The organism is Klebsiella pneumoniae subsp. pneumoniae HS11286 (genome assembly GCF_000240185.1).
Lineage (GTDB): Bacteria > Pseudomonadota > Gammaproteobacteria > Enterobacterales > Enterobacteriaceae > Klebsiella > Klebsiella pneumoniae.
On record NC_016846.1, the window covers coordinates 1 to 20,291 of the forward strand.

Genomic DNA, 20,291 nt, shown 5'->3' on the forward strand with positions numbered 1-20,291 from the left:
TTCAATGCCTATGGGTAAATTTTTACCCACCCATAATGACAGTGAAAACAGAAATTGCAAGCTATCGCGATACTTATCCACCGGAAAAATCTGCACTTTATCCACAAGTGGATAATTGAGAACTGAACTTGACCTCTTTCCCATAGCTTGTTGATGCGTATCCCATAGCTTGTTGACACAAAACCCACTGATACGTGATTAATTTCCCATATTATGTTTACCAGTTGCCCATACAGGCCCCCTCTCAGGCCGCACTGTACGCGGCTTTCAGGCTCCCTAAAAGATGTAAAATATAGAAAAACAATAAAAAAGTACTTTATAAAAATATGCCCGTGGATAAGTGGATAACCACGAGGGGGAGGTGATTTTTCAGGCATTTAGCGTAAGCAGAATTTATAAGTTCTGTTCCCTGGTGCTTCCTCGCTCACTCGGGGCTTCGCCCTGTCGCTCGACTGCGGCGAGCACTGCTGGCTCGATCATATCCGTGGCCGGAAGATACTACTCCTCCCCCGAGTCGCTCTCCAGAGCCCGCTACAGCGAGACAACCCCCACGAAGATTTCTATCGTCCCTGCAGACATATTCGAATCGTTTTTATTAACCCTGGCTCCCGTCGTGACAGAACACTACGTCCTGTAAAAGGGGGACTAAGGCCCCTGAATCACACACCTGAAATTAATAATGCGGAGTTTTACGATAATGTCATTGCTGGAAACTTTCCTGACCGCTTCTCCCGCTTCTCAGGGGGCAACAATCCTGTTCCTTGCCATGCTGATCTACTGGCAAAAGCGATAAATCCATGCGGGCTGGCCTTTGGCCAGCTTCGCTGTATAAGGGGAAAAATGCGGCATATCCAGACATTTCACTAGGCAATTTGAATTCAGATATCTATGCTTGGGATCCGGTCAACAGGAGGTAACAAGATGAAACTTGAAACTATACATATAGATAATACCGTAAGAAGTGGTCTTAATTCTTTCACTGACGGGGTGATTTTTCGTGATACAAAGGTATTGATCACGCTCAATCTCCCGGATGGACAGAAAACCACTATTGAGGGGGAATGGCGGCATATGTCGGACGCCAACAGGTTGTCAGAACGTATTACGATGCTTCAGCATGCAATCTATGAGCAGTATGAGGAATACAGAGCAGATATTCCCGTCAGCTGGTCCAGATAACTCACCGGCGAGCAGGACGTTCGCCAGCATCATTCTCCTAAGTACTTAAATATTCCCTTTCAGCATGGCTACCGCATCCGCTTCGGGCATCTGAAACTGAACTCGATGCCGAGCAGCAACATCAAGTGCGAACACCTTCGTATAGACTTCCGTCGAGCTAATCGATTTGTGGCCCATCAGGCTCTGCAAAACCTTCAGTGGTATGCCGGCATACAGCATATGCATCGCGTAGGAATGACGGAACGTATGGGGGGTTACCGGTACTGAGAACGTCACCCCGTCGGCCGCTGCGGCCTCCACCGCTTCGCTAAGCCAGGTGCGCACGGTACGGTCTGTGATCTCCCAGATACGCGCCTTCTCCATTCTGCCGGTGCGCTTGTTTCGTCTTTCCAGCGGAATTTTCAGGGTGGCCACCATCATCTGCAGCTGGCTGACGTAGTGGTGATCGGAAAGCGGAACCAGGCGATGAGCCTGGCTACCGGCGGGAACTCGGCCGGCCGTTCTGGCGGCTTTCTCGGTGCGCTGCTTGAGCGTGGCCAGCTGCACGAACGGATACGGCGGCGCCAGCGAAAAATCCCCCCGGGTCAGCGCGAGCGCTTCATTAATGCGCGCGCCGGTGTTCCACAGCGTCGCCAGCAGCATCTTGCGGTGAAGATCCGGCACGTAATGGAGCAGGGCGCTCACTTCCGGCGCCAGCAGGTATTTCGGCAGTTCATCCTGCACGAGCGCCATCTGGCGCAGGGCGAGGGCGGCAGGGTAATCGATGGCCACCGGGAGCAATGTTCCGGGAGATTGCGGAGATCCAACTGGAACCAGGTTATTCATAATTTCTGTTAACTTTTTTCTTTGCCGAGAATTTTCTTCGTAATATTACCGGAGTCAGGATGACTAGCCAGCCAGAAAACAGACGAAGTCGCAAACAAAACTACCCCGTCAGTGATTACAGACACGATATTTTCGGGCACTGGTTTCAGTCCTCTTCAGTGGGTGGCTATGGAACGGGAACATTCATGCCACCAACATCCACTTGATAAAGTACAGAAAAATCACCACGCCCCCCCAGAATAAGGTCAGGTTAGCGACTTTCCCCCACAGGATAGAAAGGAGCTTTGTCTGCAGGTCAAGGAGGTATTCACTTTGCGAGGCAAGATCCCTTTCGAGCTCAACGATTTTTTCCTGCGACTGACTACACAGGGTTGCCAGCCGGATAACCCCGGTTGCCCGTTGCGCCACCTCCAGGTCAGAATCCCCGCTCTGCGGCAGAGACAGTTTTTCTGCCCGCAGTGGCAGGGCGTCACATTTCTCGTCCGGGAGCTGGCCCCCTTTCCTGTGCAACAGATGATAAAATGGACGATTCCTAAGTGAAGTAATTAACTGTTTTTGCGACCGTTTTTTGCCTTCGAGCTGCACGATTTTTTCCTGCAGCCCGCGATAACAGTCTTCCAGCCGGCGTACCGCGGATACCAGGGGCTCCACCCGGAGCGTTGAACACCTGCCCCGTGGCAACTGCAGTTCGTCTGCCCGCAGCGGCATTGAGCTGGTTTCCCCCGGCGGGAACCGGAAACCCAGCCCACGCCACAGTCTGCTCCGGCGGATCAGATTGTGAATGTTTTTCGCATCCACGGACGAAATGTGGATTTGTCTGACCAGCGTTTCCGGCGGCAGGGAGCGGGTCCAGAGCACCATCTGCTGCATGATCCAGCTGCCCACTCCCCGACCACGGGGTAAAAATTCATTCAGCATAAATTCAACACTGAACAGTTCCACACGGCCGTGCTCGAACTTCGCGACAATGGTCTGCGGTGTACTTTGTCCGTCACCGTACAGCGTCAGGCTACAGGTGATCCACAGATATGCCCCTGGCGAGTCCTCAGACCCGTAACGACATTCCTCCACCCGTCTGACGACCACAACCACCGTTTCGTTGCCCGCGCTCCCCGCCGGGACGGTCAGCAGCCACATGCCGTTATCATCAACAGACGTTTTTATGAAGGTTTTAGTTTTCGCTTCCATACCGGTCTCTTTGTCCCGTTGCGTAACTGTTACGTGGATGAATGGGTAATTCCCGTCAGTTCTGGTCTGCCATAAAACGGCCAGCGCTTGTCGCCCTGCGAGTAAACCTCGATCCACACCAGTGTGCCCTGCTCAAAATACAGGTGACAGCCGTCACTGGCGCTCAGGGTCGTCATCATCGGCAGCTGCGCAGCGGAAAACGAAACGCCCGGACCTGGTAATGCCGGCATCATTGACTGTTATCCTCCGTCTCCAGGAATGGCTCATTTGTGTTCAAATTAATCACAGTTCTGACCCACGATAAATATCGTCAGTCCCCCGGGAACCTTCATTGCGGCCAGTTCAGTACAATTCCCGGCCAGGATCTTCATGTTTTCCGCTGTGGCATCCACCGGATAAAGCGCCTGTGTCAGGAGTGACAGATTATGCTCACTGCAGGAAAGCCCCGCGCGGTGAAGACATGACAGGAACCCTTTTTTAACTGCTGCGGCATCGGCGGCATCCATCATATTGAAGTAATCCAGAGGCGCCGGCGAAAATTCCTCCTCCGCGACGGTTTCAAGAAACCGTAGCATCTCCGGGCGAACTGGCAGGGGCAGAACCGCGGCCTGAAATTCGTTACAGCTGAATCCACCACAACTCTGCGTCGCCAGTCGCCAGCCATCGGTGTTACCGTTCGGCACAGTTACCGTAGAGGCCAGAACCAGCCCCGGCCAGCGATCTTCCCGATCAAACCCGTAATCAAAACACTGCTCAGGAATGTCCCGCAGATTCTTGCCATGTTGTCCGGGCGCTATCATCCCGAACCTGATTTGGGGAGTATGCTTATACACAGACTGGGCCTGTTCGTTAGTACTTTAGTTGAGAAACAGCGCTGGCATTTCATCTGACATCATCACATGGCGGGTCCGCTTCCCGCGAAAAATACGGCGCATCATCGGCGTAAAATCACAGGGCTCCCAGCCATAAGGCCAGGTATAGTAAATCCCGTCCTTCAGCTTACTGTCGCGTCGCTCAGGCCCTGCAACGATACGTCTGACCTCCCTGTTCAGCGCCTCACCGCGCAGGCCATACTGCCCCAGGTAGCGGCGCAGCCGCGTTCTGGGCATCCGCGGGTCAGTTTTCACGTAACCATTAACATCCATATGCTGCGTGGCGGTGATGATAGTCATGCCGTACCTGCGTATGGTGCGGAAGGCGGCGGCCATCACGTCCGTTTCGGTCTCTGGTTCGTCATATGTTCTGTTCATCTGGTTTCCTGTTATACGTTGCCGTGATGCACCGAATCATTCATCATTTTTTTCTGTATGTTCAGTAGCGTTATCCGGAGGGGTAGCTTCGGCCACTTCTTTCAGTATTGATGACCATCCCCCGGCAAACCATTCGCCCGGATCTTCACCACTGAGTACCTGCTGCAGCCAGCGGGAAGGGGAGCGACGTCTGGCGTCACGGAACCAGACCGGATGGTGCTGACCCATGACTGACCAGAAATCAAAATCCGGCTCCGGGGGGGAGAACACATACGCATTCATGACCAGATTCCCGCCGTGTTGTCTGAGGAACAACAAAAATTCTTTCAGGTTTACATACCCCCCCGGCCCCATACCGGCACCAAGGAAAAACGCCTCTGTTACCACGCCGGCAGTGATACGGCCGTTCTGCTCATGCTGGCGCAGGATCATCAGGGTGCCATCATGGCGCCCACCGGCGATGCGGATGAACTCAAAGACATACCTTTCATCATCATCCGGGAAGAAAAACTCCTCCCAGCTGACACCAAAATACGTCCCCAGGATCACCAGCGGGAACATCTTCCCGTCACCGGTGGTCAGCCAGTCTGCACTGGCGCCGAACCGGCTTTCAATCCGTTCAGCCAGCTCACGGGTTAACTCACCGGCGCCATCGATACAGTCCAGGAGCAGTCCCGGGGAAACATGTAACCGGTGAGCTATCCGTACCTGGTCGGCGATCCGCGTCGGCCCGGGTTGCCCGGCCCCCGGGAAAAAGCCGTCAGCGGACAGACGGTCAAACAGGGCGCGCAGACGCCCGCCACATTCCTTCTGCCACTGTTGCCGGCTGGAGAGGATTTCCGGAGAGGTGGTCCCGGCAGGATACTGTCTGGCCAGCGCCAGGCGGATCTCCCCTTCGAGTGAACGTTCATTTTTCATCGCTGACTGCTCAATGCGTGCAAACAGCGCATCGTCAACATTTCTGGCCTGGATCTTCGCCATGACTCCTTCCTTATGCAAAACGTATTCAGGACTGGTAAATGGTCTTTGAAGTAAACATGAAGCCTGATTTACCGCTATAACAATAAATGTATACGTTATGATTCATTTTGTACACAAAGGAAGAAATCAGCACGTGATAAGGCATGAAACAGTCACGCAGCTAAATTACCGGATGGCCGTTTCCGGCAGATCCGATTTTTTTGCGTATAACAACTTTCCGGAAGTGTACCACGGTCAGGGAATAAGCAAAGCGGCGTTTTCCGGTGGTGAGCGGCCGGTCACGGGGGAGGGGAGGGACACAACATATAGCGTCATCCTCAGCTGGGAACACCGCTACATCTTGTGTTGCCGGGCCGCTGCGCGCCGGAGCCGTTCCGGCAGATCCGGAACTAGCTTTTTTCGGATCTGACCGGGAAAAGAGAGAATACAACATAGGTTCAACATATCCATATGCCGGGCATCTGCATAGGTGTGGCATACGCATATACTTACCATCTGCATATGCTATGACTATACATATGCTTTGCATCTGCATATACTGAACATAGTCATACAGGCCGGTCGGCCAGGAGGAAATGATGAGAACTGTATCCATTTTTAAAAACGGCAATAACCGCGCCATTCGTCTGCCCCGCGATCTGGATTTTGAGGGAGTGAGCGAGCTGGAGATCGTCCGGGAAGGGGACAGCATTATTTTGCGTCCCGTCCGGCCGACCTGGGGCTCGTTCGCGCAGTTCGAGAAGGCAGACCCGGACTTTATGGCGGAGCGCGAGGACGTTGTCAGCGACGAAGGACGATTTAACCTGTGAACAAGACCTATATGCTCGACACCTGTATCTGCTCGTTCATCATGCGCGAGCAGCCGGAAGCCGTCCTGAAGCGCCTGGAGCAGGCGGTGCTGCGCGGCCAGCGCATCGTTGTCTCGGCCATCACTTATTCTGAAATGCGCTTCGGGGCCACCGGCCCGAAGGCCTCCCCGCGCCACGTCGAGCTGGTCGACGCGTTCTGCGCCCGCCTCGATGCCATCCTGCCCTGGGATCGCGCTGCGGTGGACGCCACCACGGAGATTAAGGTGGCGCTGCGAATGGCCGGGACGCCGATCGGCCCGAACGACACGGCCATTGCCGGGCACGCCATCGCCGCCGGTGCCGTGCTGGTGACGAATAATACGCGGGAATTTGAGCGGGTACCGGGTCTTGTGCTGGAAGACTGGGTAAGATAACGCTGTAAAACAAAACAGGCGGTCTGGCGCAGCCGGACACTCTTTCAGTCAGCGGTATATAAAGGAATAAAAGATGCCTCTGATCACGCGGCTTATGCTGCAAAACTTTAAAAAGTTTCCGGAACTGGACCTGCGCTTCACTCATGACCGTAACATTCTGGTCGGGGACAATGAGTCCGGGAAAAGCACGATTCTGCTGGCCCTTGACCTTGTGCTGAGTGACAGCCGGCACCGGGTCGAGGCATTGGGTGTGGAATCGCTCCTGTCCCAGTCAGCAGTAAGGCAGTTTCAGGAAGGTGAGCGCCGCGCCGATCAGTTACCCGTGCTGACAGCTGACGTTTTCCTGAGTAATGGGGGAGATCCTGACCTGAACGGCAGGCAAAATCTGGCGGGTATCAATGCGGATGGTCTCAGAATGCGTATTGCACCAATGACGGAGGAATACGGCCAGGATATTCACAATGTACTACAGCAGGATCCCGATAATTTTCCCTATGAATACTATTCCGTGCGGTTCAGCACCTTCTCCGGTGGTCATTTCGCCAGCTTCAGACGCTATCTGCGCCATCTGCTCTTAGACAGTGCACGCATCGATAACGAGCACGCCGCACAGGAATATACGCGCACAGTTTACAGCGTCAATGTGCCGGTGGCCGATCGGTACCGGCTTGAAAACAGTTACCGGCAACAGAAAATGCACTTCTGCACCCGGCATCTGTCAGCCATAAACGACACGCTGGAAACGTATCAGTTTGGCGTGCGTTCCGGTGCTAAATCAGGGCTTGAGGCGAATCTGGACATTACCGAGGACGGTATTTCCATTCGTCACCGTGGAAAAGGAAGGCAGTGCTTCATCAAAACGGAGTTTGCGCTGCAGCGGCATCAGCAGCAGGGAGAGCTCCACGTACTGTTGCTTGAGGAGCCGGAAAATCATCTCAGCCATGTCAGTATGAAGAGGCTGGTTAATCAGCTTGCCACTGAACGGCAGACGCAGGTGTTTATTGCCACACACAGCAGCCATATCTCCTCCCGCCTCGATCTGCGTAAGGCAATCCTCCTCGGGTCTGCCCGGCCGGTACTGATGAATGAACTTTCCGCTGAGACTGCCGCCTTCTTCATGAAAGCACCGGATAATAACGTACTGGAATTTGCGCTGGCCAGACGTGTGCTGCTCGTGGAGGGGGATGCTGAGTTTATTCTGATCGAGGCCTTTTATCGCCGCCTGTATGGCAGGGCACCGGAGGAAGACGGAGTTCACATCATCGCTATCGGCGGAACGAGTTTCCGTCGTTATCTTGAACTGGCCCGTCTTCTGGAAAATCGCGTCGCGGCCCTTCGTGATAATGACGGCAACTATCAGCAAAACTGCGATGAACGCTATGCTGACGTGATTTGTTCCCGCTCCCGGGTATTTGCTGATCGCGATAACACCCGATCCACATTTGAAATCAGCCTGTATCAGGATAACGCTGATCTGTGTGATACGCTTTTCCGCGGACCCCGCCGGACACTCACGGTGCAGGAATACATGCTGGCCAATAAGGCAGAAGCAGCATTCCGGCTGTTACAGCTGCACGCCGGAGAGCTGACCGTACCTGATTATATTCAGGAGGCACTGGCATGGATAAGAGAGTGATATTTGCGGTTGCCGGCTCGGGCAAGACCACGCTGCTGATACGACGGTTGAGTGAGGACAGGAGGACGCTGCTCCTGACCTTCACCGTGAATAATGAAGCGCATCTGCGGGCACAGATTATCAGACGTTTTGGCTTTATCCCGGAAGGGATCAGGGTGATGACCTGGTTTGAGTTTCTGCACGGTTTTTGCTTCCGGCCTTTCCTGCAGGAGCAGCTGGCATCGCGTGGCCTGAGCTTCGACCAGCCCCCACCCAGAATACCGCGCACGAATGCCCGGCATTATCAGGATCCCGCCGGACGGCTGTATCACCGGAGGCTCGCACATTTACTGACAGCCCGGGGGTTGCTGCCGGATATCCGTATCCGGCTTGCCCGTTACTATGATGAACTGCTTGTCGATGAAGTCCAGGACTTTGCCGGACATGACTTTAATTTTCTGCTGGAGCTCTGCCGCGCGGAAATCACTGTGCTCTGTTGCGGCGATTTTTATCAGCATACCTTTGATACAAGCCATGACGGCAACGTTAATTCAACGCTGCACGACGACATCACGCGATATGAGGCCCGCTTCGACGCAGCAGGTTTCGCGGTTGACCGGGACACGCTCAACCGGACATGGCGTTGCTCAGCTTCAGTGTGCGAGTTTATCACCGGGCAACTGAACATCCGTATCGCTGCCCATGGGATACATGCCTCCCTGATTGAAACGATCGCAGATACAGAGCGCTCAGCCACCCTGCACGCCGATAATACGGTGATTAAGCTCTTCTATCGTGAACATCACCGTTACGGCTGCTATTCCATGAACTGGGGCGCCAGTAAAGGGCTCGATCACTTTCAGGATGTCTGCATTGTGATGGGATCCTCCCACTGGAAGCTTCTGACCCGTCAGGAACTGGCAACCCTTCCACCGTCGTCCCGTAACAGGCTGTACGTGGCATGCTCACGGGCGCGCGGCAACATTTATTTTGTTCCCGAAACTCATCTGCGCCGATTCCGAAACTGAGTTACCGACTTCTCAGTCGGGCACAAATCAGTAAAAAGCGAGGGTCATCGACGGGAATACCGGCTGGACAGGTGCGGTTCCGGTTCTCGCTTTCCGGAACCTGGCTAACAATATGTAACATTATCATTAAATACAATTATGCCAGTTATTTTTATTCGCAAAATGCTAATAATGTGGCATACACGCCAGTATGAAAACATGGTGATGCTACCAACTTGCTGATTTAGTGTATAATGGTGTTTTTGAGGTGCTCCCGTGGCTTCAGTCTCCGTCTGCTGTCCCTCCTGTTCCGCTACTGAAGGCGTGATGCGTAATGGCAAAAGTACTGCCGGGCATCAACGTTATCTCTGCTCTCACTGCCGTAAAACATGGCAGCTCACCTTCACTTATGCCGCTTCTCAGCCCGGTACACACCAGAAAATCATTGATATGGCTATGAACGGCGTCGGTTGCCGTGCCACCGCACGACTAATGGGCGTGGGCCTCAACACCATTTTGCGCCATTTAAAAAACTCAGGCCGCAGTCAGTAACCTCCCGGATACAGCCGGGCAGTGATGTCATTGTCTGTGCGGAGATGGACGAGCAATGGGGCTACGTCGGTGCAAAATCACGTCAGCGCTGGCTGTTTTACGCGTATGACAGGATACGCAGGGCGGTGGTAGCCCACGTTTTCGGTGAACGCACTATGGCCACACTGGAGCGTCTTCTGAGCCTGCTGTCAGTTTTTGACGTGGTGGTATGGATGACGGACGGCTGGCCGATGTATGAGTCACGTCTGAAGGGAAAACTGCACGTCATCAGTAAGCGTTACACGCAGCGAATTGAGCGACACAACCTGAATCTGAGACAGCATCTGGCAAGGCTGGGCAGGAAGTCCCTGTCGTTCTCAAAATCGGTGGAGCTGCATGACAAAGTCATCGGGCACTATCTGAACATAAAACACTATCAGTAAATTGGAGTCATTACCAACTTTTGCTGAGTTGAAGGATCAGATCACGTATCTTCCCGACAACGCAGACCGTTCCGTGGCAAAGCAAAAGTTCAAAATCACCAACTGGCCCACCTACAATAAAGCCCTCATCAACCGTGGCTCCATAACTTTCTGGCTGGATGATGAAGCTATTCAGGCCTGGTATGAGTCAGCAACACCTTCTTCACGAGGCAGACCTCAGCGCTATTCTGACCTTGCCATCACGACTGTGCTGGTCATTAAACGCGTATTCAGGCTGACCCTGCGCGCTGCGCAGGGCTTTATGGGGGCACCTCAGAAAACGGAATCTATGGTCACTCCCGTTTTTGCAACACCGATTTTGACGACAAGTTGGCTTGCTTGAATCTATCCGGCGTCTGAATGGGATTTTATTCCCGCGCCTCGATGAGTTCCGCGCCTGATGAACCTCCAGAAAATATACGGCTTCAATGAGCCTTTCCGTTTTACAGGTTCCTCAACAGGCCGGTGGGCCGTTAGTATCATCAATATCAGTATTCGCAAAACCAGATGAATGATTGTTTAAACTGGTGTATTTCTGCCTTTATGCTTCGTAAGTTTGCTGTCGCGCCGTCAGTGCCCAGGCTATTCTGGCCAGCTTGTTTGCCAGAGCACAGGTGACGACAAAGTTGCTTTTCCGACACAACAACTCCCTGACCCAGTCGGCCAACTTGCCAGACTGGTGTTCCAGTTTTTGTATGAATACCCTGGCACACTGAACCAACAAAGTTCGGATCTTTTTGTTGCCCCGCTTGCTAATCCCTAACAATGTCGTCCGACCTCCCGTGCTGTACTGTCGGGGTACCAGCCCTGTTGCCGCCGCAAAGTCACGGCTGCTGGCGTACTGCTTCCCGTCGCCAATCTCAGTTGAAATAGTACTGGCAGTCAGCGTTCCAACGCAGGGAATACTCAGCAAGCGCTGTCCAACCTCATCTTCGTCCAACTTTCGTTTCAACTGAGATTCCAGATCTTTAATCTGCTCAACAAGATAGTGATAATGCTGTTGTAATTTCAGCAGTAACTGGCTGAGATAAAGAGGCAAACTACTGTCCTCAAGAAGGGTACTCAGTCGACTAATAACGGCAGCACCTCGCGGAACGCTGATACCAAATTCCAGCAGAAAAGCATGCATCTGATTAGTTGTTTTCACCTTATCCTGAACCAGGGATTCACGGACACGATGCAGAGCTCGCATTGCCTGCTGAGATTCGGTTCTGGGCTGCACGAAACGCATAGATGGACGTGATGCTGCTTCACAGATAGCTTCAGCATCAACGAAGTCATTTTTGTTGCTTTTAACGAATGGGCGGACAAATTGCGGTGATATCAGCTTTGGAAAATGCCCTAACTCTTCCAGCTTGCGTGCCATAAAGTGAGAACCGCCACAGGCTTCCATCGCGATGGTTGTTGCCGGGCATGTCGCCAGAAATTCGATTAGCTTTGGTCGGGTGAATTTTTTACGGTAAACGGCCTTCCCACGATGATCCTGACAATGAATATGGAAAGAGTTCTTACCCAGATCGATACCAATAAGCGCAATGTTTTCCATGATGGTTCTCCGAATGAAAGCCTGTCCTCAGCATAGTACTGGGAAGGAGGGAGTGACCATCTCATTAAATAAAGCACGCTAAGGCATAGCTGACCTTGCCAGGCCTGCTTCGCCCTGTAGTGACGCGATCAACGGGCAGGAAACATTCCCCTTTCGTGCATGGCAGGCGCACACGAGTTCAGACAGCACGGTTTCCATGCGCGCCAAGTCGGCCATCTTCTCGCGCACGTCCTTGAGCTTGTGTTCGGCCAGGCTGCTGGCCTCCTCGCAGTGGGTGCCATCGTCGAGCCGCAACAGCTCGGCAATCTCGTCCAGACTGAACCCCAGCCGCTGTGCCGATTTCACGAATTTCACCCGAACCACGTCCGCCTCCCCATAGCGGCGGATGCTGCCGTAAGGCTTGTCCGGTTCCCGCAACAGGCCCTTGCGCTGATAGAAGCGGATTGTCTCCACGTTGACCCCGGCCGCCTTGGCAAAAACGCCAATGGTCAGGTTTTCCAAATTATTTTCCATATCGCTTGACTCCGTACATGAGTACGGAAGTAAGGTTACGCTATCCAATCCAAATTCAAAAGGGCCAACGTATGTCTGAACCACAAAACGGGCGCGGTGCGCTCTTCGCCGGCGGGCTGGCCGCCATTCTTGCATCGACCTGCTGCCTGGGGCCGCTAGTACTGGTCGCCCTGGGCTTCTCCGGTGCTTGGATCGGCAACCTGACGGTGCTGGAACCCTATCGACCGTTGTTCATCGGCGCGGCGCTAGTGGCGCTGTTCTTCGCCTGGAAGCGGATTTACCGGCCCGTGCAGGCATGCAAGCCAGGTGAGGTCTGCGCGATTCCGCAGGTGCGCGCCACCTACAAGCTGATTTTCTGGATCGTGGCCGTGCTGGTCCTGGTCGCGCTTGGATTTCCCTATGTCGTTCCATTTTTCTATTAACCAGGAGTTCATCATGAAGAAACTGTTTGCCTCCCTTGCCCTCGCCGCCGCTGTTGCCCCGGTGTGGGCCGCTACCCAGACCGTCACGCTAGCGGTTCCCGGCATGACTTGCGCCGCCTGCCCGATCACAGTCAAGAAAGCGCTCTCCAAGGTCGAAGGCGTGAGCAAGGTCGATGTGGGCTTCGAGAAGCGCGAGGCCGTCGTCACTTTTGACGACACCAAGGCCAGCGTACAGAAGCTGACCAAGGCCACCGCAGACGCCGGCTATCCGTCCAGCGTCAAGCAGTGAGCCAGCAAGCCAACGACAACAGCGAGAGCCGCTTCATGGGACTGATGACACGCATTGCCGATAAAACCGGCGCGCTCGGCAGCGTCGTTTCCGCGATGGGCTGCGCCGCCTGCTTTCCAGCCCTCGCCAGCTTCGGCGCGGCCATCGGGCTGGGCTTCTTGAGCCAGTACGAGGGACTGTTCATCAGCCGCCTGCTGCCGCTGTTTGCCGCGCTGGCCTTCCTGGCGAACGCGCTGGGTTGGTTCAGTCATCGGCAATGGCTGCGCAGTCTGCTCGGCATGATCGGCCCGGCCATCGTGTTTGCGGCCACGGTCTGGCTGCTCGGCAACTGGTGGACGGCGAACCTGATGTACGTCGGCCTGGCCTTGATGATTGGGGTGTCGATCTGGGACTTCGTGTCGCCGGCGCATCGCCGTTGCGGACCGGACGGCTGCGAACTCCCCGCCAAGCGCTTGTGAAAGACGGCTGACCGTGCGACACGGCGGCCCACACGAATAAGGAACGATGGTATGAGCACTCTCAAAATCACCGGCATGACTTGCGACTCGTGCGCAGTGCATGTCAAGGACGCCCTGGAGAAAGTGCCCGGCGTGCAATCAGCGGATGTCTCCTACGCCAAGGGCAGCGCCAAGCTCGCCATTGAGGTCGGCACGTCACCCGACGCGCTGACGGCCGCTGTAGCTGGACTCGGTTATCGGGCCACGCTGGCCGATGCCCCCTCAGTTTCGACGCCGGGCGGATTGCTCGACAAGATGCGCGATCTGCTGGGCAGAAACGACAAGACGGGTAGCAGCGGCGCATTGCATATCGCCGTCATCGGCAGCGGCGGGGCCGCGATGGCAGCGGCGCTGAAGGCCGTCGAGCAAGGCGCACGTGTCACGCTGATCGAGCGCGGCACCATCGGCGGCACCTGCGTCAATGTCGGTTGTGTGCCGTCCAAGATCATGATCCGCGCCGCCCATATCGCCCATCTGCGCCGGGAAAGCCCGTTCGATGGCGGCATCGCCGCTACCACGCCGACCATCCAGCGCACGGCGCTGCTGGCCCAGCAGCAGGCCCGCGTCGATGAACTGCGCCACGCCAAGTACGAAGGCATCTTGGAGGGCAATCCGGCGATCACTGTGCTGCACGGCTCCGCCCGCTTTAAGGACAATCGCAACCTGATCGTGCAACTCAACGACGGCGGCGAGCGCGTGGTGGCATTCGACCGCTGCCTGATCGCCACCGGCGCGAGCCCGGCCGTGCCGCCGATTCCCGGCCTGAAAGACACTCCGTACTGGACTTCCACTGAAGCGCTGGTCAGCGAGACGATTCCTAAGCGCCTGGCCGTGATTGGCTCATCAGTGGTGGCGCTGGAGCTGGCGCAGGCGTTCGCCCGACTCGGAGCGAAGGTGACGATCCTGGCTCGCAGCACGCTGTTCTTCCGCGAAGACCCAGCTATAGGCGAAGCCGTCACGGCCGCATTCCGCATGGAGGGCATCGAGGTGAGGGAACACACCCAGGCCAGCCAGGTCGCGTATATCAATGGTGAAGGGGACGGCGAATTCGTGCTCACCACGGCGCACGGCGAACTGCGCGCCGACAAGCTGCTGGTCGCCACCGGCCGCGCGCCCAACACACGCAAGCTGGCACTGGATGCGACGGGCGTCACGCTCACCCCGCAAGGCGCTATCGTCATCGACCCCGGCATGCGTACAAGCGTGGAACACATCTACGCCGCAGGCGACTGCACCGACCAGCCGCAGTTCGTCTATGTGGCGGCAGCGGCCGGCACTCGCGCCGCGATCAACATGACCGGCGGTGACGCGGCCCTGAACCTGACCGCGATGCCGGCCGTGGTGTTCACCGACCCGCAAGTGGCGACCGTAGGCTACAGCGAGGCGGAAGCGCACCATGACGGCATCAAAACTGATAGTCGCACGCTAACGCTGGACAACGTGCCGCGCGCGCTCGCCAACTTCGACACGCGCGGCTTCATCAAACTGGTGGTTGAAGAAGGCAGCGGACGACTGATCGGCGTGCAGGCAGTGGCCCCGGAAGCGGGCGAACTGATCCAGACGGCCGCACTGGCGATTCGCAACCGGATGACGGTGCAGGAACTGGCCGACCAGTTGTTCCCCTACCTGACGATGGTCGAAGGGTTGAAGCTCGCGGCGCAGACCTTCAACAAGGATGTGAAGCAGCTTTCCTGCTGCGCCGGGTGAGGACAAGGAGGTGTGCGATGAGCGCCTACACGGTATCGCAACTGGCCCATAACGCTGGGGTGAGCGTACATATCGTGCGCGACTACCTGGTGCGCGGCTTGTTACGGCCGGTGGCCTGCACCACGGGCGGCTACGGCGTGTTCGACGATGCGGCCTTGCAACGGCTGTGCTTCGTGCGCGCGGCCTTCGAGGCGGGTATCGGCCTGGATGCCCTGGCGCGGCTGTGCCGTGCGCTCGACGCAGCGGACGGCGCACAAGCCGCAGCGCAGCTTGCCGTGCTGCGCCAGTTGGTCGAGCGGCGGCGCGCGGCGTTGGCCCATCTGGACGCGCAACTGGCCTCCATGCCAGCCGAGCGGGCGCACGAGGAGGCATTGCCGTGAACGCCCCTGACAAACTGCCGCCCGAGACGCGCCAACCCGTTTCCGGCTACCTGTGGGGTGCGCTGGCCGTGTTGACCTGCCCCTGCCATCTGCCGATTCTCGCCGCCGTGCTGGCCGGGACGACCGCCGGTGCCTTCCTTGGCGAGCATTGGGGTGTTGCCGCGCTCGCGCTGACCGGCTTGTTCGTTCTGGCCGTAACGCGGCTGCTGCGCGCCTTCCGGGGCGGATCATGACGAGTTCGCAGCCCGCCGGATGGACGGCGGCCGAGTTGGCGCAGGCGGCGGCGCGCGGACAGCTTGACCTGCATTACCAGCCGCTGGTCGATCTGCGCGATCACCGGATCGCTGGCGCGGAAGCGTTGATGCGCTGGCGGCATCCGAGGCTTGGCCTGTTGCCGCCCGGCCAGTTCCTGCCGCTGGCCGAGTCGTTCGGCCTGATGCCGGAAATAGGCGCGTGGGTGCTGGGCGAGGCCTGTCGCCAGATGCACAAGTGGCAAGGACCGGCATGGCAACCGTTCCGTCTTGCCATCAATGTGTCCGCCAGCCAGGTTGGGCCAACGTTCGACGACGAGGTAAAGCGGGTGCTGGCCGATATGGCCCTGCCCGCCGAGCTTCTGGAGATCGAACTGACCGAATCGGTCGCATTCGGCAATCCAGCCCTGTTCGCCAGTTTCGACGCCTTGCGCGCCATCGGCGTGCGCTTCGCCGCCGACGACTTCGGCACCGGCTATTCCTGCCTGCAACATCTGAAATGCTGCCCCATCACCACATTGAAAATCGACCAATCCTTTGTCGCCAGGCTCCCGGATGATGCCCGTGACCAAACTATCGTGCGGGCGGTGATCCAGCTCGCGCACGGGCTGGGCATGGATGTCATTTTCAGAAGACGACTGCACCAGTTGATTGGGCGTAATGGCTGTTGTGCAGCCAGCTCCTGACAGTTCAATATCAGAAGTGATCTGCACCAATCTCGACTATGCTCAATACTCGTGTGCACCAAAGCGAGGTGAGCATGGCGACGGACACCCCACGGATTCCAGAACAAGGCGTGGCCACTCTGCCTGATGAGGCTTGGGAGCGTGCGCGCCGTCGTGCGGAGATCATCAGTCCGTTGGCGCAGTCGGAGACGGTCGGGCACGAAGCGGCCGATATGGCGGCTCAGGCGCTGGGCTTGTCTCGGCGCCAGGTATACGTTCTGATCCGGCGTGCCCGGCAAGGCAGCGGCCTCGTGACGGATCTGGTGCCCGGCCAGTCCGGTGGAGGTAAAGGTAAGGGGCGCTTGCCGGAACCGGTCGAGCGCGTCATCCACGAGCTACTGCAAAAGCGGTTCCTGACCAAGCAGAAGCGCAGCCTAGCGGCCTTTCACCGCGAAGTCACTCAGGTGTGCAAGGCTCAAAAACTGCGAGTGCCGGCGCGCAATACCGTGGCCTTACGGATCGCTAGCCTTGACCCGCGCAAGGTCATCCGCCGGCGGGAAGGCCAGGATGCCGCTCGTGACCTACAAGGTGTGGGCGGCGAGCCTCCTGCCGTGACCGCGCCGCTGGAGCAGGTGCAGATAGACCATACGGTCATCGACCTGATCGTGGTCGATGACCGCGACCGGCAACCTATTGGCCGCCCGTACCTGACCCTCGCCATCGACGTGTTCACCCGCTGCGTGCTCGGCATGGTCGTCACGCTGGAAGCGCCGTCTGCCGTTTCGGTTGGCCTGTGCCTCGTGCATGTCGCCTGCGACAAGCGCCCTTGGCTGGAAGGACTGAACGTGGAAATGGATTGGCAGATGAGCGGCAAGCCCTTGCTGCTCTACCTAGACAACGCGGCCGAGTTCAAGAGCGAGGCCCTGCGCCGGGGTTGCGAGCAGCATGGCATCCGGCTGGACTATCGCCCGCTGGGACAGCCGCACTATGGCGGCATCGTGGAACGGATCATCGGCACGGCGATGCAGATGATTCACGACGAACTGCCGGGAACGACCTTCTCCAACCCTGACCAGCGCGGCGACTACGATTCCGAAAACAAGGCCGCCCTGACGCTGCGCGAGCTAGAGCGCTGGCTCACATTGGCGGTCGGCACCTACCACGGTTCGGTGCACAACGGCCTGCTCCAACCGCCGGCCGCGCGCTGGGCCGAGGCCGTGGCGCGTGTCGGCGTACCGGCCGTCGTCACACGCGCTACTTCGTTCCTGGTCGATTTTCTGCCGATCCTCCGGCGCACGCTGACCCGCACCGGCTTTGTCATCGACCACATCCACTACTACGCCGATGGGCACTGTTGCAAATAGTCGGTGGTGATAAACTTATCATCCCCTTTTGCTGATGGAGCTGCACATGAACCCATTCAAAGGCCGGCATTTTCAGCGTGACATCATTCTGTGGGCCGTACGCTGGTACTGCAAATACGGCATCAGTTACCGTGAGCTGCAGGAGATGCTGGCTGAACGCGGAGTGAATGTCGATCACTCCACGATTTACCGCTGGGTTCAGCGTTATGCGCCTGAAATGGAAAAACGGCTGCGCTGGTACTGGCGTAACCCTTCCGATCTTTGCCCGTGGCACATGGATGAAACCTACGTGAAGGTCAATGGCCGCTGGGCGTATCTGTACCGGGCCGTCGACAGCCGGGGCCGCACTGTCGATTTTTATCTCTCCTCCCGTCGTAACAGCAAAGCTGCATACCGGTTTCTGGGTAAAATCCTCAACAACGTGAAGAAGTGGCAGATCCCGCGATTCATCAACACGGATAAAGCGCCCGCCTATGGTCGCGCGCTTGCTCTGCTCAAACGCGAAGGCCGGTGCCCGTCTGACGTTGAACACCGACAGATTAAGTACCGGAACAACGTGATTGAATGCGATCATGGCAAACTGAAACGGATAATCGGCGCCACGCTGGGATTTAAATCCATGAAGACGGCTTACGCCACCATCAAAGGTATTGAGGTGATGCGTGCACTACGCAAAGGCCAGGCCTCAGCATTTTATTATGGTGATCCCCTGGGCGAAATGCGCCTGGTAAGCAGAGTTTTTGAAATGTAAGGCCTTTGAATAAGACAAAAGGCTGCCTCATCGCTAACTTTGCAACAGTGCCTCTTTACCGATAAGGCATCCGGCAGTTCAACAGATCGGGAAGGGCTGGATTTGCTGAGGATGAAGGTGGAGGAAGGTGATGTCATTCTGGTGAAGAAGCTCGACCGTCTTGGCCGCGACACCGCCGACATGATCCAACTGATAAAAGAGTTTGATGCTCAGGGTGTCGCGGTTCGGTTTATTGACGACGGGATCAGTACCGACGGTGATATGGGGCAAATGGTGGTCACCATCCTGTCGGCTGTGGCACAAGCTGAACGCCGGAGGATCCTAGAGCGCACGAATGAGGGCCGACAGGAAGCAAAGCTGAAAGGAATCAAATTTGGCCGCAGGCGTACCGTGGACAGGAACGTCGTGCTGACGCTTCATCAGAAGGGCACTGGTGCAACGGAAATTGCTCATCAGCTCAGTATTGCCCGCTCCACGGTTTATAAAATTCTTGAAGACGAAAGGGCCTCGTGATACGCCTATTTTTATAGGTGTCTGGACTCGTGGGATCATGTACCCATGCGTAGCTGGCCGCTCTTCAAGGCCAGACACGTTTTGCGTACACTGTTCCAATCCGACTCTTCACTGGCAACTCGATGACCCAGGCACTGCACAGCCAAGCCCGTACTACCCACCTGATCCGTGAGGAAATCAGGAACTCGACGCTCCCGCAGGCCGAACTGGCCAGGATGTACAACGTCACCCGCCAAACCATCCGAAAGTGGCAAAACCGCGAGTCTCCTGAAGACAAGTCGCATGCGCCGAACAAGATGTACACGACGCTCACGCCCGAGCAGGAGCTCATCGTGGTGGAGCTGCGCAAGACGTTGCTGCTGCCCACGGACGACCTGCTGGCGGTCACGCGCGAGTTCATCAATCCAGCCGTCTCGCGTGCCGGCCTGGGACGTTGCCTGCGCCGCCACGGTGTCTCGGATCTACGTAACCTGGTCGAGCAGGAAGGCACTGCGCCCGCCACGAAAAAGACCTTCAAGGACTACGAGCCGGGCTTTGTGCACATCGACATCAAGTACCTGCCGCAGATGCCCGACGAGACGGCAAGGCGCTATCTCTTCGTTGCCATCGACCGTGCTACGCGCTGGGTCTTCATCGAGCTCTATGCCGACCAGACCGATGGCAGCAGTGGCGACTTCCTCAACAAAGTCCAGCAAGCCTGTCCCGTCAAGATCGTCAAGCTTCTGACCGACAACGGCAGCCAGTTCACCGACCGCTTCACGGCTGGCGGCAAGAAGAAGGAACCCAGCGGCACACACGTGTTCGACCGCCTGTGCAAGCAGCTCGGCATCGAGCACCGGCTCATCCCGCCTCGTCATCCGCAGACCAACGGCATGGTGGAGCGCTTCAACGGTCGTATCAGCGACATCGTCAACCAGACCCGTTTTGGTTCAGCTGCCGAACTGGAATCGACGCTGCGCAATTACGTCAAGATCTACAACCACAGCATTCCGCAACGCGCGCTCCAACACAAAACACCCGTTCAGGCGCTCAAGGAATGGCATGAAAAACGCCCTGAATTGTTCAGGAAACGCGTGTATAACCAGCCGGGTCTTGACATATAGGTTAATGTCA

34 protein-coding genes are annotated in these 20,291 nt (G+C 56.7%); 21 read left to right on the forward strand and 13 right to left on the reverse strand.

From position 1 onward, the window contains the following. Positions 1-8: 8 nt before the first annotated feature. Positions 9-377, reverse strand: coding sequence for a hypothetical protein (locus KPHS_p200010; protein ID YP_005229617.1), 369 nt, complete (start codon positions 375-377; stop codon positions 9-11). 302 nt (positions 378-679) lie between these two features. On the opposite strand from KPHS_p200010, the gene KPHS_p200020 reads away from it, so the two are divergent. Both KPHS_p200020 and KPHS_p200030 read left to right on the forward strand, forming a co-directional pair. Then, on the forward strand, positions 680-793 hold the full coding sequence (locus KPHS_p200020) for a hypothetical protein (RefSeq protein YP_005229618.1): 114 nt from the start codon (positions 680-682) through the stop codon (positions 791-793). A 128-nt stretch (positions 794-921) separates the two neighbouring features. Then, entirely contained in the window at positions 922-1,179 is a 258-nt protein-coding gene (locus KPHS_p200030; RefSeq protein YP_005229619.1) for a hypothetical protein, read from the forward strand. A gap of 45 nt (positions 1,180-1,224) precedes the next feature. Here KPHS_p200030 and KPHS_p200040 read toward each other — a convergent pair whose 3' ends face one another. From KPHS_p200040 to KPHS_p200140, 9 genes are read right to left on the reverse strand one after another with little or no spacing between them, the layout of a single operon-like run. Further along, a complete protein-coding gene (locus KPHS_p200040) occupies positions 1,225-2,004 on the reverse strand; it encodes a plasmid F resolvase-like protein (RefSeq protein ID YP_005229620.1) in 780 nt (259 codons plus the stop codon). Positions 2,005-2,012: 8 nt separating this feature from the next. Then, entirely contained in the window at positions 2,013-2,144 is a 132-nt protein-coding gene (locus KPHS_p200050) for a hypothetical protein (protein YP_005229621.1), read from the reverse strand. A gap of 43 nt (positions 2,145-2,187) precedes the next feature. Continuing rightward, the gene (locus KPHS_p200060) at positions 2,188-3,192 is read right to left on the reverse strand and encodes a hypothetical protein (protein ID YP_005229622.1); all 1,005 of its coding nucleotides are present in this window, start codon (positions 3,190-3,192) and stop codon (positions 2,188-2,190) included. Positions 3,193-3,221: 29 nt separating this feature from the next. Then, entirely contained in the window at positions 3,222-3,425 is a 204-nt protein-coding gene (locus tag KPHS_p200070; RefSeq protein ID YP_005229623.1) for a hypothetical protein, read from the reverse strand. A gap of 45 nt (positions 3,426-3,470) precedes the next feature. After that, positions 3,471-3,992 (reverse strand): hypothetical protein, encoded by a 522-nt coding sequence (locus KPHS_p200080; protein ID YP_005229624.1) that lies wholly within the window; start codon positions 3,990-3,992, stop codon positions 3,471-3,473. Between the two features lie 57 nt (positions 3,993-4,049). Continuing rightward, on the reverse strand, positions 4,050-4,442 hold the full coding sequence (locus KPHS_p200090) for a hypothetical protein (protein YP_005229625.1): 393 nt from the start codon (positions 4,440-4,442) through the stop codon (positions 4,050-4,052). Between the two features lie 36 nt (positions 4,443-4,478). Then, positions 4,479-5,423, reverse strand: a complete 945-nt coding sequence (locus KPHS_p200100; protein YP_005229626.1) for a hypothetical protein — start codon at positions 5,421-5,423, stop codon at positions 4,479-4,481. Between the two features lie 25 nt (positions 5,424-5,448). Further along, positions 5,449-5,568, reverse strand: coding sequence for a hypothetical protein (locus KPHS_p200110; protein YP_005229627.1), 120 nt, complete (start codon positions 5,566-5,568; stop codon positions 5,449-5,451). Positions 5,569-5,583: 15 nt separating this feature from the next. Then, on the reverse strand, positions 5,584-6,045 hold the full coding sequence (locus KPHS_p200140; protein YP_005229628.1) for a hypothetical protein: 462 nt from the start codon (positions 6,043-6,045) through the stop codon (positions 5,584-5,586). Between KPHS_p200140 and KPHS_p200120 the strand changes: the two genes are divergently transcribed. From KPHS_p200120 to KPHS_p200200, 8 genes are all read left to right on the forward strand, one after another. Continuing rightward, a complete protein-coding gene (locus KPHS_p200120) occupies positions 6,002-6,232 on the forward strand; it encodes a virulence-associated protein (RefSeq protein ID YP_005229629.1) in 231 nt (76 codons plus the stop codon). The genes KPHS_p200140 and KPHS_p200120 overlap by 44 nt on opposite strands. Then, the gene (locus tag KPHS_p200130; protein YP_005229630.1) at positions 6,229-6,645 is read left to right on the forward strand and encodes a putative DNA binding protein; all 417 of its coding nucleotides are present in this window, start codon (positions 6,229-6,231) and stop codon (positions 6,643-6,645) included. Before KPHS_p200120 ends, KPHS_p200130 begins: the two co-directional genes overlap by 4 nt. 73 nt (positions 6,646-6,718) lie before the next feature. Further along, positions 6,719-8,281, forward strand: a complete 1,563-nt coding sequence (locus KPHS_p200150; RefSeq protein YP_005229631.1) for a hypothetical protein — start codon at positions 6,719-6,721, stop codon at positions 8,279-8,281. Further along, complete coding sequence (locus tag KPHS_p200160) at positions 8,266-9,288, forward strand: hypothetical protein (protein YP_005229632.1); 1,023 nt, start codon at positions 8,266-8,268, stop codon at positions 9,286-9,288. Before KPHS_p200150 ends, KPHS_p200160 begins: the two co-directional genes overlap by 16 nt. Positions 9,289-9,359: 71 nt before the next feature. After that, on the forward strand, positions 9,360-9,482 hold the full coding sequence (locus tag KPHS_p200170) for a hypothetical protein (protein ID YP_005229633.1): 123 nt from the start codon (positions 9,360-9,362) through the stop codon (positions 9,480-9,482). Positions 9,483-9,591: 109 nt separating this feature from the next. Further along, positions 9,592-9,819 (forward strand): putative transposase, encoded by a 228-nt coding sequence (locus KPHS_p200180; protein YP_005229634.1) that lies wholly within the window; start codon positions 9,592-9,594, stop codon positions 9,817-9,819. Between the two features lie 44 nt (positions 9,820-9,863). Continuing rightward, the gene (locus KPHS_p200190; protein ID YP_005229635.1) at positions 9,864-10,241 is read left to right on the forward strand and encodes a putative transposase; all 378 of its coding nucleotides are present in this window, start codon (positions 9,864-9,866) and stop codon (positions 10,239-10,241) included. Between the two features lies 1 nt (position 10,242). After that, positions 10,243-10,623 carry an IS903D transposase gene (locus KPHS_p200200; protein ID YP_005229636.1) on the forward strand — a complete coding sequence of 127 codons (381 nt, stop codon included), beginning with the start codon at positions 10,243-10,245 and terminating at the stop codon, positions 10,621-10,623. 198 nt (positions 10,624-10,821) lie between these two features. Here KPHS_p200200 and KPHS_p200210 read toward each other — a convergent pair whose 3' ends face one another. Both KPHS_p200210 and KPHS_p200220 read right to left on the reverse strand, forming a co-directional pair. Beyond that, positions 10,822-11,826, reverse strand: a complete 1,005-nt coding sequence (locus KPHS_p200210) for a transposase InsD1 for insertion sequence IS4321R (RefSeq protein ID YP_005229637.1) — start codon at positions 11,824-11,826, stop codon at positions 10,822-10,824. Positions 11,827-11,904: 78 nt separating this feature from the next. Next, positions 11,905-12,339: a putative transcriptional regulator MerR gene (locus tag KPHS_p200220; RefSeq protein ID YP_005229638.1), complete on the reverse strand. Its 435-nt coding sequence runs from the start codon at positions 12,337-12,339 to the stop codon at positions 11,905-11,907. Between the two features lie 71 nt (positions 12,340-12,410). Here KPHS_p200220 and KPHS_p200230 point away from each other — a divergent pair, with 71 nt between their 5' ends. The 3 genes from KPHS_p200230 to KPHS_p200250 are packed head-to-tail and all read left to right on the forward strand — an operon-like array spanning position 12,411 to position 13,508. Then, on the forward strand, positions 12,411-12,761 hold the full coding sequence (locus tag KPHS_p200230) for a putative mercuric transport protein (RefSeq protein YP_005229639.1): 351 nt from the start codon (positions 12,411-12,413) through the stop codon (positions 12,759-12,761). A gap of 13 nt (positions 12,762-12,774) precedes the next feature. Next, the gene (locus tag KPHS_p200240) at positions 12,775-13,050 is read left to right on the forward strand and encodes a hypothetical protein (RefSeq protein ID YP_005229640.1); all 276 of its coding nucleotides are present in this window, start codon (positions 12,775-12,777) and stop codon (positions 13,048-13,050) included. Further along, positions 13,047-13,508, forward strand: a complete 462-nt coding sequence (locus tag KPHS_p200250; protein YP_005229641.1) for a putative mercury transport protein MerC — start codon at positions 13,047-13,049, stop codon at positions 13,506-13,508. Before KPHS_p200240 ends, KPHS_p200250 begins: the two co-directional genes overlap by 4 nt. Before the next feature lie 233 nt (positions 13,509-13,741). On the opposite strand, the gene KPHS_p200260 is transcribed toward KPHS_p200250, so the two are convergent. After that, positions 13,742-13,867 (reverse strand): hypothetical protein, encoded by a 126-nt coding sequence (locus tag KPHS_p200260; protein ID YP_005229642.1) that lies wholly within the window; start codon positions 13,865-13,867, stop codon positions 13,742-13,744. 19 nt (positions 13,868-13,886) lie between these two features. Here KPHS_p200260 and KPHS_p200270 point away from each other — a divergent pair, with 19 nt between their 5' ends. The 8 genes from KPHS_p200270 to KPHS_p200340 all read left to right on the forward strand — a co-directional run bounded on the left by KPHS_p200270 (position 13,887) and on the right by KPHS_p200340 (position 20,281). Then, positions 13,887-15,254 carry a mercuric ion reductase gene (locus tag KPHS_p200270; RefSeq protein YP_005229643.1) on the forward strand — a complete coding sequence of 456 codons (1,368 nt, stop codon included), beginning with the start codon at positions 13,887-13,889 and terminating at the stop codon, positions 15,252-15,254. A gap of 17 nt (positions 15,255-15,271) precedes the next feature. Further along, positions 15,272-15,634, forward strand: a complete 363-nt coding sequence (locus KPHS_p200280) for an HTH-type transcriptional regulator merD (RefSeq protein ID YP_005229644.1) — start codon at positions 15,272-15,274, stop codon at positions 15,632-15,634. Next, the gene (locus KPHS_p200290) at positions 15,631-15,867 is read left to right on the forward strand and encodes a putative mercury resistance protein (protein YP_005229645.1); all 237 of its coding nucleotides are present in this window, start codon (positions 15,631-15,633) and stop codon (positions 15,865-15,867) included. Before KPHS_p200280 ends, KPHS_p200290 begins: the two co-directional genes overlap by 4 nt. A 35-nt stretch (positions 15,868-15,902) precedes the next feature. After that, positions 15,903-16,571 carry a hypothetical protein gene (locus KPHS_p200300; RefSeq protein ID YP_005229646.1) on the forward strand — a complete coding sequence of 223 codons (669 nt, stop codon included), beginning with the start codon at positions 15,903-15,905 and terminating at the stop codon, positions 16,569-16,571. Positions 16,572-16,645: 74 nt separating this feature from the next. Further along, a complete protein-coding gene (locus tag KPHS_p200310; protein YP_005229647.1) occupies positions 16,646-17,914 on the forward strand; it encodes an integrase core subunit in 1,269 nt (422 codons plus the stop codon). 28 nt (positions 17,915-17,942) lie between these two features. Then, positions 17,943-18,665, forward strand: a complete 723-nt coding sequence (locus KPHS_p200320) for a hypothetical protein (RefSeq protein YP_005229648.1) — start codon at positions 17,943-17,945, stop codon at positions 18,663-18,665. Positions 18,666-18,704: 39 nt separating this feature from the next. Continuing rightward, positions 18,705-19,178 carry a resolvase gene (locus KPHS_p200330; RefSeq protein YP_005229649.1) on the forward strand — a complete coding sequence of 158 codons (474 nt, stop codon included), beginning with the start codon at positions 18,705-18,707 and terminating at the stop codon, positions 19,176-19,178. Between the two features lie 122 nt (positions 19,179-19,300). Then, on the forward strand, positions 19,301-20,281 hold the full coding sequence (locus KPHS_p200340; protein YP_005229650.1) for a putative transposase: 981 nt from the start codon (positions 19,301-19,303) through the stop codon (positions 20,279-20,281). Positions 20,282-20,291 lie beyond the last annotated feature (10 nt).